The organism is Mycolicibacterium neworleansense (genome assembly GCF_001245615.1).
Classification (GTDB): Bacteria; Actinomycetota; Actinomycetes; order Mycobacteriales; family Mycobacteriaceae; genus Mycobacterium; species Mycobacterium neworleansense.
This window is the reverse complement of sequence record NZ_CWKH01000001.1, coordinates 3140559-3156504: the sequence shown is the minus strand read 5'-3', so window position 1 is coordinate 3156504 and position 15946 is coordinate 3140559. Positions and strand designations below refer to the sequence as shown.

General features: G+C 65.5%; 11 protein-coding genes. 8 read left to right on the top strand and 3 right to left on the bottom strand.

Annotation, left to right across the window (positions count from 1 at the left end; genetic code table 11):
- The first annotated feature begins 317 nt into the window (after nt 1–317).
- Both rpoB and BN2156_RS15120 read left to right on the top strand, forming a co-directional pair.
- Entirely contained in the window at nt 318–3830 is a 3513-nt protein-coding gene (rpoB, locus tag BN2156_RS15125) for a DNA-directed RNA polymerase subunit beta (protein ID WP_090515112.1), read from the top strand.
- A 45-nt stretch (nt 3831–3875) separates the two neighbouring features.
- Nucleotides 3876–7829, top strand: a complete 3954-nt coding sequence (locus BN2156_RS15120; protein WP_090515110.1) for a DNA-directed RNA polymerase subunit beta' — start codon at nt 3876–3878, stop codon at nt 7827–7829.
- A gap of 87 nt (nt 7830–7916) precedes the next feature.
- On the opposite strand, the gene BN2156_RS15115 is transcribed toward BN2156_RS15120, so the two are convergent.
- Nucleotides 7917–8894 carry a TIR domain-containing protein gene (locus BN2156_RS15115; RefSeq protein WP_090515108.1) on the bottom strand — a complete coding sequence of 326 codons (978 nt, stop codon included), beginning with the start codon at nt 8892–8894 and terminating at the stop codon, nt 7917–7919.
- A gap of 141 nt (nt 8895–9035) precedes the next feature.
- Here BN2156_RS15115 and BN2156_RS15110 point away from each other — a divergent pair, with 141 nt between their 5' ends.
- From BN2156_RS15110 to BN2156_RS15085, 6 genes are all read left to right on the top strand, one after another.
- On the top strand, nt 9036–9788 hold the full coding sequence (locus tag BN2156_RS15110) for a deoxyribonuclease IV (RefSeq protein ID WP_090515106.1): 753 nt from the start codon (nt 9036–9038) through the stop codon (nt 9786–9788).
- Between the two features lie 65 nt (nt 9789–9853).
- A complete protein-coding gene (locus BN2156_RS15105; RefSeq protein WP_090515104.1) occupies nt 9854–10978 on the top strand; it encodes a phosphatase PAP2 family protein in 1125 nt (374 codons plus the stop codon).
- A gap of 88 nt (nt 10979–11066) precedes the next feature.
- Nucleotides 11067–12695 (top strand): acyl-CoA dehydrogenase family protein, encoded by a 1629-nt coding sequence (locus BN2156_RS15100; protein WP_090515102.1) that lies wholly within the window; start codon nt 11067–11069, stop codon nt 12693–12695.
- A complete protein-coding gene (locus BN2156_RS15095) occupies nt 12692–13606 on the top strand; it encodes a crotonase/enoyl-CoA hydratase family protein (RefSeq protein ID WP_090515100.1) in 915 nt (304 codons plus the stop codon). The genes BN2156_RS15100 and BN2156_RS15095 overlap by 4 nt, the downstream gene beginning before the upstream one ends.
- A gap of 1 nt (nt 13607) precedes the next feature.
- Nucleotides 13608–14339 carry a PaaX family transcriptional regulator C-terminal domain-containing protein gene (locus BN2156_RS15090; RefSeq protein ID WP_090515098.1) on the top strand — a complete coding sequence of 244 codons (732 nt, stop codon included), beginning with the start codon at nt 13608–13610 and terminating at the stop codon, nt 14337–14339.
- Nucleotides 14336–15103: a crotonase/enoyl-CoA hydratase family protein gene (locus BN2156_RS15085; protein ID WP_090515095.1), complete on the top strand. Its 768-nt coding sequence runs from the start codon at nt 14336–14338 to the stop codon at nt 15101–15103. Before BN2156_RS15090 ends, BN2156_RS15085 begins: the two co-directional genes overlap by 4 nt.
- On the opposite strand, the gene BN2156_RS15080 is transcribed toward BN2156_RS15085, so the two are convergent.
- Entirely contained in the window at nt 15100–15516 is a 417-nt protein-coding gene (locus tag BN2156_RS15080; protein ID WP_407661705.1) for a DUF3060 domain-containing protein, read from the bottom strand. The two genes, BN2156_RS15085 and BN2156_RS15080, sit on opposite strands and share 4 nt — an antisense overlap.
- A 30-nt stretch (nt 15517–15546) precedes the next feature.
- Entirely contained in the window at nt 15547–15936 is a 390-nt protein-coding gene (locus BN2156_RS15075; RefSeq protein ID WP_090515967.1) for a DUF3060 domain-containing protein, read from the bottom strand.
- Between the last annotated feature and the right edge of the window lie 10 nt (nt 15937–15946).

Below are 15946 nucleotides of genomic sequence, written 5' to 3'. Positions count from 1 at the left end.
GGCAGCATGTGTGAAGGGTTGAGGGACGCCAGCCAGCGCCGGGTGACCCGATTCATGCGGCGGTCGTGTGGTGGTCGAGGAATGCTCGTTGAATAAGTGGCGGTCTTGCGCTATTGTTGGACGTTGCGCTGGCTGCACCCTGCCCACCCTCACCTGATCTGCACATAATGTTCTAGCCTGAGCGTTGCTCAGCATCTAGTCCTGTGCCGTGCGTATGGGGTCCTGGACAGGTCAAAGCCAGCCGAACCGACGCAGAAAAAGCGACGATCGGGCCGGCACTCGGATCTCTTCGAAGGCCTTCCGCGCAGTCGCATGAGGTGCTGGAAGGATGCATCTTGGCAGTCTCTAGCCAGAGCAAGTCAGCGAACGCTATCACCAATAACTCCGTCCCAGGAGCACCGAACCGAGTTTCATTTGCCAAGCTCCGCGAGCCGCTTGAGGTTCCGGGGCTACTGGACGTTCAGACCGATTCCTTCGACTGGCTCGTCGGAGCGGACGGCTGGCGCCAGAAGGCTGTCGATCGCGGCGAGACCGACCCCAAGGGCGGCCTCGAAGAGGTGCTCGAAGAGCTCTCGCCGATCGAGGATTTCTCGGGCTCGATGTCGCTGAGCTTCTCCGATCCGCGCTTCGACGAAGTCAAGGCGCCGGTCGACGAGTGCAAAGACAAGGACATGACGTACGCGGCTCCGCTGTTCGTCACGGCCGAGTTCATCAACAACAACACCGGTGAGATCAAGAGCCAGACGGTCTTCATGGGTGACTTCCCGATGATGACCGAGAAGGGCACCTTCATCATCAACGGCACCGAGCGTGTCGTGGTGAGCCAGCTCGTGCGCTCTCCCGGTGTGTACTTCGACGAGAGCATCGACAAGTCCACCGAGAAGACGCTGCACAGCGTCAAGGTGATCCCCGGCCGCGGTGCGTGGCTGGAGTTCGACGTCGACAAGCGCGACACCGTCGGTGTGCGTATCGACCGCAAGCGTCGTCAGCCGGTCACCGTGCTGCTCAAGGCGCTGGGCTGGACCAACGAGCAGATCACCGAGCGCTTCGGCTTCTCCGAGATCATGATGGGCACCCTCGAGAAGGACAGCACCGCTGGTCCCGACGAGGCGCTGCTGGACATCTACCGGAAGCTGCGTCCGGGCGAGCCGCCGACCAAGGAGTCCGCGCAGACCCTGCTGGAGAACCTGTTCTTCAAGGAGAAGCGCTACGACCTGGCCCGCGTCGGCCGCTACAAGGTCAACAAGAAGCTGGGGCTGAACGCCGGCCAGCCGATCACGTCGTCGACTCTGACCGAGGAAGACGTCGTCGCCACCATCGAGTACCTGGTGCGCCTGCACGAGGGCCAGACCACGATGACCGTCCCCGGCGGCGTCGAGGTCCCGGTCGAGGTGGACGACATCGACCACTTCGGCAACCGTCGTCTGCGCACCGTGGGTGAGCTGATCCAGAACCAGATCCGGGTCGGCCTGTCCCGCATGGAGCGCGTCGTGCGTGAGCGCATGACCACCCAGGACGTCGAGGCGATCACGCCGCAGACCCTGATCAACATCCGTCCCGTCGTGGCGGCGATCAAGGAGTTCTTCGGCACCAGCCAGCTGTCGCAGTTCATGGACCAGAACAACCCGCTGTCGGGTCTGACCCACAAGCGTCGTCTGTCGGCGCTGGGCCCCGGCGGTCTGTCCCGTGAGCGCGCCGGCCTTGAGGTCCGCGACGTGCACTCGTCGCACTACGGCCGCATGTGCCCGATCGAGACCCCTGAGGGTCCGAACATCGGTCTGATCGGCTCGTTGTCGGTGTACGCCCGGGTCAACCCGTTCGGCTTCATCGAGACGCCGTACCGCAAGGTCGTCGACGGTGTGGTCTCCGACCAGATCGACTACCTGACCGCCGACGAGGAGGACCGCCACGTCGTGGCGCAGGCCAACTCGCCGATCGACGCCGACGGTCGCTTCACCGAAGACCGCGTCATGGTGCGTCGTAAGGGTGGCGAGGTCGAGAACGTGGCCCCGTCGGACGTCGACTACATGGACGTCTCGCCGCGCCAGATGGTTTCTGTCGCGACCGCGATGATCCCGTTCCTCGAGCACGACGACGCCAACCGTGCCCTGATGGGTGCCAACATGCAGCGCCAGGCGGTTCCGCTGGTGCGCAGCGAGGCCCCGCTGGTCGGCACCGGTATGGAGCTGCGTGCCGCGATCGACGCGGGCGATGTCATCGTCTCGGAGAAGGCGGGTGTCGTCGAGGAGGTCTCGGCCGACTACATCACCGTGATGGCCGACGACGGCAGCCGGCACACCTACCGGATGCGCAAGTTCGCGCGTTCGAACCACGGCACCTGTGCCAACCAGCGTCCGATCGTGGACGCCGGGCAGCGTGTCGAGGCCGGCCAGGTTGTCGCCGACGGTCCCTGCACCGAGAACGGTGAGATGGCCCTGGGCAAGAACCTGCTCGTGGCGATCATGCCGTGGGAAGGTCACAACTACGAGGACGCGATCATCCTGTCCAACCGCCTGGTTGAAGAGGACGTGCTCACCTCGATTCACATCGAAGAGCACGAGATCGATGCCCGCGACACCAAGCTGGGCGCCGAGGAGATCACCCGGGACATCCCGAACGTCTCCGATGAGGTGCTGGCCGATCTCGACGAGCGCGGCATCGTCCGCATCGGCGCCGAGGTCCGCGACGGCGACATCCTGGTCGGCAAGGTCACCCCGAAGGGTGAGACCGAGCTGACCCCCGAAGAGCGCCTGCTGCGCGCCATCTTCGGTGAGAAGGCCCGCGAGGTTCGCGACACGTCGCTGAAGGTGCCTCACGGTGAGTCCGGCAAGGTCATCGGCATCCGCGTGTTCAGCCGCGAGGACGACGACGAGCTGCCCGCCGGTGTCAACGAGCTGGTCCGCGTGTACGTGGCCCAGAAGCGCAAGATCTCCGACGGCGACAAGCTCGCCGGACGCCACGGCAACAAGGGCGTCATCGGCAAGATCCTGCCGGTCGAGGACATGCCGTTCCTGCCCGATGGCACCCCGGTGGACATCATCCTGAACACCCACGGTGTGCCGCGTCGTATGAACATCGGCCAGATCCTGGAAACCCACCTCGGGTGGGTGGCCAAGGCCGGCTGGAACATCGACGTCGCCGCTGGAACGCCGGAATGGGCGAGCAGGCTGCCTGAGCAGCTGTACTCGGCCCCGGTCGACAGCATCGTCAGCACCCCGGTGTTCGACGGCGCCCGCGAAGAGGAGCTGGCCGGTCTGCTCGGCTCGACGCTGCCCAACCGTGACGGCGACGTCATGGTGAATGCCGACGGCAAGGCGACGTTGTTCGACGGCCGCAGTGGCGAACCGTTCCCGTACCCGGTGACGGTCGGCTACATGTACATCCTCAAGCTGCACCACCTGGTGGACGACAAGATCCACGCCCGCTCCACCGGTCCGTACTCGATGATCACCCAGCAGCCGCTCGGTGGTAAGGCGCAGTTCGGTGGTCAGCGGTTCGGTGAGATGGAATGTTGGGCCATGCAGGCGTACGGCGCTGCCTACACGCTGCAGGAGCTGCTGACCATCAAGTCCGACGACACGGTCGGCCGCGTGAAGGTCTACGAGGCCATCGTCAAGGGCGAGAACATCCCTGAACCCGGTATCCCCGAGTCGTTCAAGGTGCTTCTCAAGGAGCTGCAGTCGCTGTGCCTCAACGTCGAGGTGCTCTCCAGCGACGGCGCGGCGATCGAAATGCGTGACGGTGACGACGAGGACCTGGAGCGTGCCGCTGCCAACCTCGGTATCAACCTGTCGCGCAACGAGTCCGCCTCTGTTGAAGATCTTGCGTAGATCTCGTCCGAAAATTTCTAGTCCCGAAAGGGGAAAGGGAGTTACGTGCTAGACGTCAACTTCTTCGATGAACTCCGCATCGGCCTCGCCACCGCGGACGACATCCGTAACTGGTCCTTCGGCGAGGTCAAGAAGCCGGAGACCATCAACTACCGCACGCTCAAGCCTGAGAAGGACGGCCTGTTCTGCGAGAAGATCTTCGGACCGACTCGCGACTGGGAGTGCTACTGCGGTAAGTACAAGCGCGTCCGGTTCAAGGGCATCATCTGTGAGCGCTGTGGCGTCGAGGTCACTCGCGCCAAGGTGCGCCGTGAGCGGATGGGCCACATCGAGCTGGCCGCACCCGTCACGCACATCTGGTACTTCAAGGGTGTGCCGTCGCGGTTGGGCTACCTGCTCGACCTGGCCCCGAAGGATCTGGAAAAGATCATCTACTTCGCGGCCTACGTGATCACCTCGGTCGATGACGAGATGCGCCACAACGAGCTGTCCACGCTCGAGGCCGAGATGGCCGTCGAGCGCAAGGCCGTCGAGGATCAGCGCGACTCCGACCTGGAGGCCCGGGCCCAGAAGCTCGAGGCCGACCTGGCCGAGCTCGAAGCCGAGGGTGCCAAGTCCGACGTGCGCCGCAAGGTGCGTGACGGCGGCGAGCGTGAGATGCGTCAGCTCCGCGACCGGGCCCAGCGTGAGCTGGACCGGCTCGACGAGATCTGGACCACCTTCACCAAGCTGGCCCCCAAGCAGCTCATCGTCGATGAGGTGCTGTACCGCGAGCTGCAGGACCGCTACGGCGAGTACTTCACCGGTGCCATGGGCGCGGAGTCGATCAAGAAGCTCATCGAGAACTTCGACATCGAGGCCGAGGCCGAGAACCTGCGTGAGACCATCCGCAGCGGCAAGGGGCAGAAGAAGCTGCGCGCCCTCAAGCGCCTGAAGGTCGTCGCGGCCTTCCAGCAGTCGGGTAACTCCCCGCTGGGCATGGTGCTCGACGCCGTCCCGGTGATCCCGCCGGAGCTGCGTCCGATGGTTCAGCTCGACGGTGGCCGTTTCGCCACGTCCGACCTGAACGACCTGTACCGCCGCGTCATCAACCGCAACAACCGGCTCAAGCGACTGATCGACCTCGGCGCGCCCGAGATCATCGTCAACAACGAGAAGCGCATGCTTCAGGAGTCGGTGGACGCGCTGTTCGACAACGGCCGTCGTGGTCGTCCGGTCACCGGGCCGGGCAACCGTCCGCTCAAGTCGCTGTCCGATCTGCTCAAGGGCAAGCAGGGCCGCTTCCGTCAGAACCTGCTGGGTAAGCGCGTCGACTACTCGGGCCGTTCGGTCATCGTGGTCGGCCCGCAGCTCAAGCTGCACCAGTGTGGTCTGCCGAAGCTGATGGCTCTGGAGCTGTTCAAGCCGTTCGTGATGAAGCGTCTGGTCGACCTGAACCACGCGCAGAACATCAAGAGCGCCAAGCGCATGGTGGAGCGTCAGCGTCCCCAGGTGTGGGATGTCCTCGAAGAGGTCATCGCCGAGCACCCGGTGCTGCTGAACCGTGCACCTACGCTGCACCGCCTGGGTATCCAGGCCTTCGAGCCGCAGCTGGTGGAAGGCAAGGCCATCCAGCTGCACCCGCTGGTGTGTGAGGCGTTCAACGCCGACTTCGACGGTGACCAGATGGCCGTGCACCTGCCATTGAGCGCCGAGGCGCAAGCTGAAGCCAGAATCCTGATGCTGTCCTCGAACAACATCCTGTCGCCCGCGTCGGGTAAGCCGCTGGCCATGCCGCGTCTGGACATGGTGACCGGTCTGTACTTCCTGACCACTCTCGTCGAGGGTGACAAGGGCGAGTACGTGCCGGCCGGCAAGGATTCGCCGGAGCAGGGTGTGTACAGCAGCCCGGCCGAGGCCATCATGGCGCTCGACCGCGGTGCGCTGTCGGTGCGCGCCAAGATCAAGGTGCGGCTGACCGATGCCCGTCCGCCGGCCAACATCGAGGCCGAACTGTTCGAGAACGGCTGGAAGCCGGGCGACGCCTGGACCGCGGAGACCACGCTGGGCCGGGTGCTCTTCAACGAGCTGCTGCCCAAGGGCTACCCGTTCGTCAACGAGCAGATGCACAAGAAGGTCCAGGCCCGGATCATCAACGATCTGGCCGAGCGCTTCCCGATGATCGTGGTGGCGCAGACCGTCGACAAGCTCAAGGACGCCGGTTTCCACTGGGCCACCCGTTCGGGTGTCACGGTCTCGATGGCCGACGTTCTGGTGCCGCCGCAGAAGCAGGAGATCCTGGAGCGGCACGAGGCCGAGGCCGAGGCGATCGAGCGCAAGTACCAGCGCGGCGCGCTGAACCACAACGAGCGCAACGAGTCCCTGGTCAAGATCTGGCAGGACGCCACCGAAGAGGTGGGTAAGGCGCTGGAGGAGTACTACCCGGCCGACAACCCGATCATCACGATCGTGAAGTCCGGCGCCACGGGTAACCTCACCCAGACCCGCACCCTGGCAGGCATGAAGGGTCTGGTGACCAACCCGAAGGGTGAGTTCATCCCGCGCCCGATCAAGTCCTCGTTCCGCGAGGGCCTGACGGTGTTGGAGTACTTCATCAACACCCACGGTGCTCGTAAGGGTCTGGCCGACACCGCTCTGCGTACCGCCGACTCGGGTTACCTGACCCGTCGTCTGGTGGACGTGTCGCAGGACGTCATCGTTCGCGAGACCGACTGTGAGACCGAGCGCGGCATCATCGTCACGCTGGCCGAGCGTGGCCCGGATGGTTCGCTGATCCGCGATGCGCACGTCGAGACCTCGGCGTTCGCTCGCACGCTGGCCACCGACGCGGTCGACGACAAGGGCAACGTCATCATCGAGCGCGGTCATGACCTGGGTGACCCGGCCATCGACGCGCTGCTGGCTGCCGGTGTCTCGCAGGTGAAGGTCCGCTCCGTGCTGACCTGTGCCTCGGCCGCCGGTGTGTGTGCCAAGTGCTACGGCCGCTCGATGGCCACCGGCAAGCTGGTCGACATCGGCGAGGCCGTCGGCATCGTCGCCGCCCAGTCCATCGGTGAGCCCGGTACCCAGCTGACGATGCGTACCTTCCACCAGGGTGGTGTTACCGGTGGCGCCGACATCGTCGGTGGTCTGCCTCGTGTCCAGGAGCTGTTCGAGGCTCGTATCCCGCGGAACAAGGCGCCCATCGCCGACGTCGCGGGCCGGGTCCGGCTGGAGGAGAGCGACAAGTTCTTCAAGATCACCATCGTCCCCGACGATGGCGGCGAGGAAGTTGTCTACGACAAGCTCTCCAAGCGTCAGCGCCTGCGCGTGATCACCCACGAGGACGGCTCCGAAGGCGTGCTGTCCGACGGTGACCACGTCGAGGTCGGCGACCAGCTGATGGAAGGCTCCGCGGATCCGCACGAGGTGCTGCGTGTCCAGGGTCCCCGCGAGGTGCAGATCCACCTCGTCAAGGAGGTCCAGGAGGTCTACCGGGCCCAGGGTGTGTCGATCCACGACAAGCACATCGAGGTCATCGTCCGGCAGATGCTGCGTCGCGTCACGATCATCGATTCGGGTGCCACGGAGTTCCTGCCCGGTTCGCTCACCGAGCGTGCCGAGTTCGAGACCGAGAACCGTCGCGTCGTGGCCGAGGGCGGCGAGCCCGCGGCCGGCCGCCCGGTGCTGATGGGTATCACGAAGGCATCGCTGGCCACGGATTCGTGGCTGTCGGCGGCGTCGTTCCAGGAGACCACTCGCGTGCTGACCGATGCGGCGATCAACTGCCGCAGCGACAAGCTGCAGGGTCTGAAGGAGAACGTGATCATCGGTAAGTTGATCCCGGCCGGTACCGGCATCGCCCGTTACCGCGACATCCAGGTGCAGCCGACCGAAGAAGCCCGCGCTGCGGCGTACACGATCCCGTCTTACGAGGATCAGTACTACAGCCCGGACTTCGGCCAGGCCACCGGTGCCGCGGTGCCGCTGGACGATTACGGATACAGCGACTACCGCTAGCCAGTACGGAAAAGCCCCCGCTTCGGCGGGGGCTTTTTCGTGGGTCCGGGCAGGTCTTGGGGCTCCGGATCAGGGTGGCGCGTGGTGCTACGGTCGTCGCTCGAGCGCCTGCAAGACCATGTGGATGAGCTCATCACTCCTGTTGGTGGAGCCTTGTGCACCGCGGTCCAGAGCTTCCTCTTTGTGCTTTGCGGCATTCGATCCGGCGTAGATGAAATATGGAGTGCGGTCGCCGCTTTCGCGGAGTGCTTCCAGCAGTGTGTAGCCCGCTCGACCATCTGGGGGCCGGCCCATATCGCTGATTATCGCGTCGAAACTCCCATTGGTGAGCTCGGCTAGAGCCTGGCCCGTTGACTTGGCCAAGCTGAAGTCGATGTTGTAGGCCGCCATGGATTTGCGCTCGAGGACGTTGTTTGTGGGCCGGTCGTCAACCCAAAGCACACGTCGGTGCCGCGTCGGTGCTGCACGCTGCAACTCCAGCGTCTTCGCCAGTTCCGACAATTCCTCGCGTCCGTCCTCGACCGGCACGGGACTGATCGACCGGCCCAACGCTGATGCGACGCCTTCGGCCAGTTTGCGGATTGCTTTGCGGATCTGCGGATCGTCGAGGGGAAGGTCCACTGCGTCACGCCAATCGTAAAGTTGCCGGCTGGCGATCTCCTTGGCGAGCGAATCGTCTTTTCGTTCTTCTTCTTTCTCCAGATTCGGCGCTGTAACGAAATAGATGGGCAAAATGAGGTCGTCGCGGCCGAGTGTTTTCTCATGCGCGATGAACTTCGAGAGCTCATCGCGGCAGGGTTCGCTGGTAAAGAACAGAGGCGTGACGATCGGGATGAGAAACATGGACGACGAGACCGCTTCATCGAGCCGCTTCTGCCATTTCTGGCCCAGTTCGATGCCCTCGACGTCCTGGAAAATCGTGAACTCGCGGCTGCCTGCAACGCTTTGAACTCGCAACTCCAACAGACGCCTCAACGACGTGATCGCTCCGCCGAAGGCTTCGTCGTCGATTCGTGTATAGCTAAGGAAAGCTTGCGGTGCATTATTTGTGGTCGCTATCGGCATGCAACACCGCCCCCTGGATGAATGCGCCGTCGGTCAACTCCAATAGCTGCGAGTTTGTCCCAACAGCGTAATGGCACGCCGCTGTAGCGCGGCGGATAACGGGACTCAGACATGTCACCGGACCCACCTAGACTTGGCGGCGTGCTCATCGGCTCGCATGTAGACAACACCGATCCATTGGCCGCGGCCGCCGCAGACGGCGCCGACGTGGTGCAGTTCTTCCTCGGCAACCCGCAGAGTTGGAAGAAGCCCAAGCCCCGTGAGGATGCCGAGGTGCTCAAGGCATCGACGGTGCCGCTGTACGTGCATGCGCCGTACCTGATCAACGTGGCCTCGGCCAACAACCGGGTGCGGATTCCGTCTCGCAAGATCCTGCAGGACACGTGCGACGCGGCCGCCGAGATCGGCGCCACCGCGGTGATCGTGCACGGCGGCCATGCCGATGACAACGACATGGACGCCGGGTTCGAGCGCTGGGCCAAGGCGCTGGACTATCTGAACTCCGATGTGCCCGTGTACCTGGAGAACACCGCGGGCGGCGACCATGCGATGGCGCGGCATTTCGACACCATCTCCCGGTTGTGGGATCGCATCGGGGACAAGGGAATCGGCTTCTGTCTCGACACGTGCCATGCCTGGGCTGCGGGGGAGGCGTTGATCGACGCGGTGGACCGCATCAAGGCCATCACCGGGCGCATCGACCTGGTGCACTGCAACGACTCGCGCGACGCAGCCGGCTCCGGTGCGGACCGTCACGCGAATTTCGGTGCCGGGCAGATCGATCCGCAGTTGCTGGCGGCGGTGGTCAAGGCGGCCGATGCGCCGGTGATCTGTGAGACCGCGGAGGAAGGGCGCAAGGACGACATCGCGTTCCTGCGCGAGCACGCCGGCTGAACACATTCATGACCTGAACCGTTTTCAACGGCACGGTGACGCAAAGGTGAACTAACGTCACCTCTGTGACCGCGGTTGATGACTCGGTAACCGAAGAAGCCCCAGCGAAATGGGGCGCCAACAACCGTGCCCGTCGACTGCGTCTTCTGCGGTATGGCGCGATCCTGGTGTGGGCCGCCGTGGTCATCTACCGCACCGTCACCGACGGTTTCGCGTTCAACCGCGAGCTTTTGCTGCTCTATATCGCCACCGGCTTGCTGGCCGCGAGCATCGGCCAGGGCCGTCGGATGCTCTACGTGATTCGCGACTGGCTGCCGTTCGCCGTCGTTTTGGCGGCCTACGACCTGAGCCGCGGCGCGGCCACGCTGGTGGGCCGGCCAACGATGTGGCACTGGCAGGTCGACGCGGACCGCTGGATGTTCTTCGGCACCGTGCCGACGGTGTGGTTGCAGGAACGGTTGAAAATGCTGCACCCGCCGTGGTGGGAAGTCGTGATCAGCACGGTCTACATGTCGTTTTTCATCCTTCCCTACATCGTCGCCGGTGTGCTCTGGCTGCGTGACCGTGAGGAGTGGAAGCGGTTCGTGCGCTTGTTCGTCGGGTTGTCCTTCGCCGCACTGGCCATCTACGCCCTGCTGCCTGCCGCGCCGCCGTGGGCCGCGGCGCGGTGCAGCGCCGACGACGTCGAGGGCGGCCCCTCCGGCCCCCGATGCATGTTCCGGTCGGCGCGCGAAGCCGTCGACGGAGGACTGCTCGGCGCCATGCAGGACAGTCAGAACGGCGCGCATGAGTGGATCGAGCGGATCGTCACCCGCGGCTGGGGCAAGCTCAACCTGCATACCGCGACGGCGTTGATCGATCAGGGACAGGCCAGCGTGAACCTGGTCGCGGCAATACCGTCCCTGCACGCGGGGCTCACCGCCGCGGTCGCGGTGTTCCTGTGGAGCAGGGTGAACCGCGGATGGCGGCCGCTGCTGGTGGCCTACCCGCTGATCATGGCCTTCACGTTGGTGTACACCGCGGAGCACTACGTCATCGACATCCTGCTCGGCTGGGCTCTGGCGGCTGTGGTGCTGTTCGCGCTCAACCGCTACGAAGCGCGCAGGTCGGCACGGTCGGCGCACAGCGACGAACGGCCCCATGGCGGCGAGACCCAACCGACCGTAGTCGGAGAACTCGACCCCGCTTGAGCCCTGGAGCCAGTCCATCGCGGCAAGGGACGGCGTTGCAGCTATTACAACTATTGTGCGGTTGTCGAGAATTTGTAACACTGGGGGCATGGTCGATACACACGTCGTCACCAATCAGGTCCCCACGCTCGAGGACTACAACCCCGCGACTTCACCGGTGCTCGCCGAGGCCCTCATCCGAGAAGGTGGGGAGTGGGGCATCGATGAGGTGCACGAACTCGGCGCGATCAACGGCAGCGCCCAGGCCCAGCGCTGGGGTGAGCTGGCCGACCGCAACCGGCCGGTGCTGCACACCCACGATCGCTACGGCCACCGCATCGACGAGGTCGAGTACGACCCGGCCTACCACGAGCTGATGAATGTGGCCGTCACCCACGGCCTGCACGGCGCCCCGTGGGCCGATGAGCGTGATGGGTCGCACGTGGTGCGCGCCGCGAAGATGTCGGTGTGGACGGTCGAACCCGGACATGTCTGCCCGATCTCGATGACCTACGCCGTCGTGCCGGCCCTGCGGTTCAACGCGGAACTGGCCGGGATCTACGAGCCGCTGCTGACCAGCCGGGTCTATGACCCCGAGCTCAAGCTCGCCACGACGAAAGCCGGCATCACCGCGGGCATGTCGATGACCGAGAAGCAGGGCGGCTCCGACGTCCGCGCCGGCACCACCGAAGCCACGCCGAATGGCGACGGCACCTATTCGCTGCGTGGGCACAAGTGGTTCACGTCGGCCCCGATGGGCGACATCTTCCTGGTTCTCGCGCAGGCGCCGGGCGGGTTGAGCTGTTTCTTCCTGCCGCGCGTCCTGCCCGACGGCAGCCGCAACCGGATGTTCCTGCAGCGGCTCAAGGACAAGCTCGGCAACCACGCCAACGCGTCCAGCGAGGTCGAGTACGACGGCGCCACCGCATGGCTGGTCGGCGAGGAGGGCCGCGGCGTGCCGACCATCATCGAGATGGTCAACCTCACCCGCCTGGACTGCACACTGGGCAGCGCCACGAGCATGCGCAGCGGCCTGGCTCGCGCCGTGCACCACGCCCAGCACCGGAAGGCGTTCGGCGCCTACCTCATCGATCAGCCGTTGATGCGTAACGTGCTCGCGGACCTGGCCGTCGAGGCCGAAGCGGCGACCATGTTGGCGATGCGGATGGCCGGCGCCACCGACAAGGCGGTCCGTGGTGACGATCGCGAGGCGCTGCTGCGTCGCATCGGCCTGGCCGCAGGCAAGTACTGGGTGTGCAAGCGGGCCACGCCGCACGCCGGCGAGGCGATGGAATGCCTGGGCGGCAACGGCTACGTCGAGGATTCGGGCATGCCGCGGCTGTACCGCGAGGCCCCGCTGATGGGCATCTGGGAAGGGTCGGGCAACGTCAGCGCCCTGGATACCTTGCGCGCCATGGCAACCCGGCCCGAGAGCATCGAGGTGCTCTTCGACGAACTCTCCAAGACCGCCGGGCAGGACCCACGGCTGGATCGCCACGTCACCACGCTGCAGACCGACCTGCAGGACCTGGAGACCATCCAGTACCGCGGCCGCAAGGTGGCCGAGGACATCTCGCTGGCCCTGCAGGGCGCGCTGCTGGTGCGCCACGGCCATCCCGCGGTGGCCGAAGCCTTCCTGGCCAGCCGGCTCGGCGGGCAGTGGGGTCAGGCGTTCGGCACCCTGCCGACCGGTCTGGACCTGGCGCCGATCCTCGAGCGGGCCCTGGTCAAGGGATGAGTCCAGCCGAACTGAAGACGATGACCTACGAGGTCACCGATCGGATCGCCCGAATCACCTTCAACCGTCCCGAAAAAGGCAACTCGATCGTCGCGGACACCCCGCTGGAGCTGCAGGCCCTGGTTGAGCGTGCGGACCTGGACCCCAACGTTCACGTGATCCTGGTGTCCGGCCGGGGTGAGGGCTTCTGTGCCGGATTCGACCTGTCCGCCTACGCAGAAGGAACCGGCGAGGCCGGGGGAGGCCGCTACGACGGGACCGTGCTGTCGGGGAAAACGCAGGCGGTCAACCATCTTCCGGATCAACCGTGGGATCCGATGATCGACTACCAGATGATGAGCCGGTTCGTACGCGGCTTCTCCAGCCTGATGCACGCCGACAAGCCGACCGTGGTCAAGATCCACGGCTACTGTGTGGCCGGTGGCACGGACATCGCGCTGCATGCCGACCAGGTGATCGCCGCGGCCGATGCGAAGATCGGCTACCCGCCCATGCGGGTGTGGGGCGTTCCGGCCGCCGGGCTTTGGGCGCACCGGCTGGGGGATCAACGGGCCAAACGCCTTCTGTTCACCGGAGATTGCATCACCGGCGCACAGGCGGCGGAATGGGGCCTGGCAGTCGAGGCGCCTGAACCGGAAGACCTCGATGAGCGCACCGAACGCCTCGTCGCACGCATCGCCGCGATGCCCGTCAACCAGCTCATCATGGCCAAGCTGGCCTGCAACGCCACGCTGCTGCAGCAGGGGGTGGCGACCAGTCGGATGGTCAGCACGGTGTTCGACGGCATTGCCCGGCACACGCCCGAAGGACACGCATTCGTCGCCGACGCGGTTGAACACGGTTTCCGCGAAGCGGTGCGCCACCGCGACGAGCCGATGGGCGACTACGGACGCAGGTCGTCTGAGGTCTGACATGCCCGCACTCACACGGATGACGGCCCGGTCGGTGGTACTGAGCGTGCTGCTCGGTGCGCATCCGGCCTGGGCCAGTGCCGCCGACCTGGTGCGGCTGACAGCCGATTTCGACATCAGGGAACCGACTCTGCGGGTGGCGCTGACCCGCATGGTCAGCGCGGGTGATCTGATCCGTTCGGAGGACGGCTACCGGCTGTCGGACCGGTTGCTGACCCGCCAGCGCCGCCAGGACGACGCGATCGACCCGAAGCTGCGGGAGTACGACGGCCAGTGGCTGACGCTGGTCATCACCAGTGTCGGCACCGACGCCCGCACCCGTGCTTCACTGCGGAACACATTGCAGCAGTATCGATTCGGTGAGCTGCGCGAGGGGGTTTGGATGCGCCCGGACAACCTTGACCAGGCGTTGCCCCAGGAGATCACCAGCCGGGTGCGGATCCTGCGTGCCCGTGACGAGGATCCGGCCGAGCTGGCCGCCAGGCTGTGGGATCTGCCCGGCTGGCGACGCGCAGGCGAGCAGCTGGTGGACGAGATGGCCGACGCGACCGATGTACCCGGGCGGTTCGTCGCGGCCGCGGGCATTGTCCGTCACCTGTTGGCGGATCCGGTACTGCCGGATGAATTGCTGCCGGACAGCTGGCCGGGTGCTGAATTGCGTAAGGCTTACAACGACTTCGCCGCCGAACTCGTCGAGCGGCGTGACCGCGATGTACTCATGGAGGCGACGTGACCGAAGCTGTGCGGGTCGAACGCAACGGGCCGGTGACCACGGTCGTCATCGACCGGCCGCACGCCCGCAACGCCGTCGACGGCCCGACCGCCGCGGCGCTGTTCGCCGCGTTCGAGCAGTTCGACGCCGATGAGGACGCCGCGGTCGCGGTGTTGACCGGAGCGAACGGAACATTCTGTGCCGGTGCCGATCTCAAAGCCTTCGGTACCCCACAGATGAACCAATTGCACCGCACCGGGCCCGGGCCGATGGGCCCGAGCCGAATGGTGTTGTCCAAGCCGGTGATCGCCGCGATCAGCGGTCACGCGGTGGCTGGGGGACTGGAACTGGCGTTGTGGTGTGACCTGCGGGTGGTCGAGGAAGACGCCGTGCTGGGGGTGTTCTGCCGCCGGTGGGGGGTGCCGCTGATCGACGGCGGCACGGTGCGGTTGCCCCGGCTGATCGGCCAGAGCCGGGCCATGGACCTGATCCTGACCGGGCGCGCCGTCGACGCGGCCGAAGCCCATGCGATCGGCCTGGCCAACCGGGTGGTGCCCACAGGCCAGGCCCGCGAACGGGCCGAGGAACTGGCCGCCGAACTGTCGCGGCTTCCCCAGCAGTGCCTGCGGGCCGACCGGCTCTCGGCGCTGCACCAGTGGGGCGAGTCCGAGCAGGCCGCAATGGAATTCGAGTTCGCCAGCATCGAGCGGGTCGCGGAGGAGGCCGCCCATGGCGCCGGACGGTTCGCCGGGGGCGCGGGTCGGCACGGGGCCCGCGCCGATTAGCCCTTGTTGACCTTGTTGTTGCTGCCGGTGTTGGTGACCTTCGGATCACCTGCCGCGTAGGTGACGGTGTTGTTCAGCCCGATGATGGTCAGGCCCTTGTCGATCCGCTCGAAGGTGATCTTGTTGTCGGATCCGCCGATGTTCACGTTGGCGCAGGTGCCCTTGACGGTCAGCGTGTTGTTGGTGCCGCCGACCGTGAGCGATTTGCCGTCGGCGCAGTCGATGTCGGTCGTGGTGCCCACCGACATGTAGTTGATGGTGTTGCCGACCTCGACGTTGACCCCGGACTGTCCCGCGGTGGCGCTGGGGGTGTTGGTGTCCGAGCTTTCGGAACCGCAGGCCGCCAGGGTGAACGCCGCGGCGGCGGCGCCGATCCCGAAGATCAGACGGGTGGGGGAGAAACGGGTGCGCACGGTCTTCTCTGCTTTCTGCCTCGGTCTTGATCAGGCGGGGACGCGGCTGATCTGGTTGGTCATCCCAAGTTCGCGGCCGCGGTCGACGAGTATCGGATCGCCGTTCTTGAAGAACACGGTCTGGTCGTAGCCGTACACGGTGACGTCGTTGATGACATTGTCGGCGACGACCACGTTGGACGATCCCTGCACCGTCACCGCCCAGCAGGTGCCCAACGCGGTGATCCGGATTCCGGTTCCGTTGACGAACAGCGTGGCGTTGTTGCAGTCCAGCGTTTGTTCGACGCCCTGACCGGTGATGTGGGTGTCACCGTTCTTGGCTGCCGCACCGGGTACGCCGGCGGTGAGCGCCAGCGGCAACGCGAGCGTGCCGGCAGCCAGCCCGACAACCATCCTCCGGCCCACAGCTGTCCAATTCACGGTGAATCCC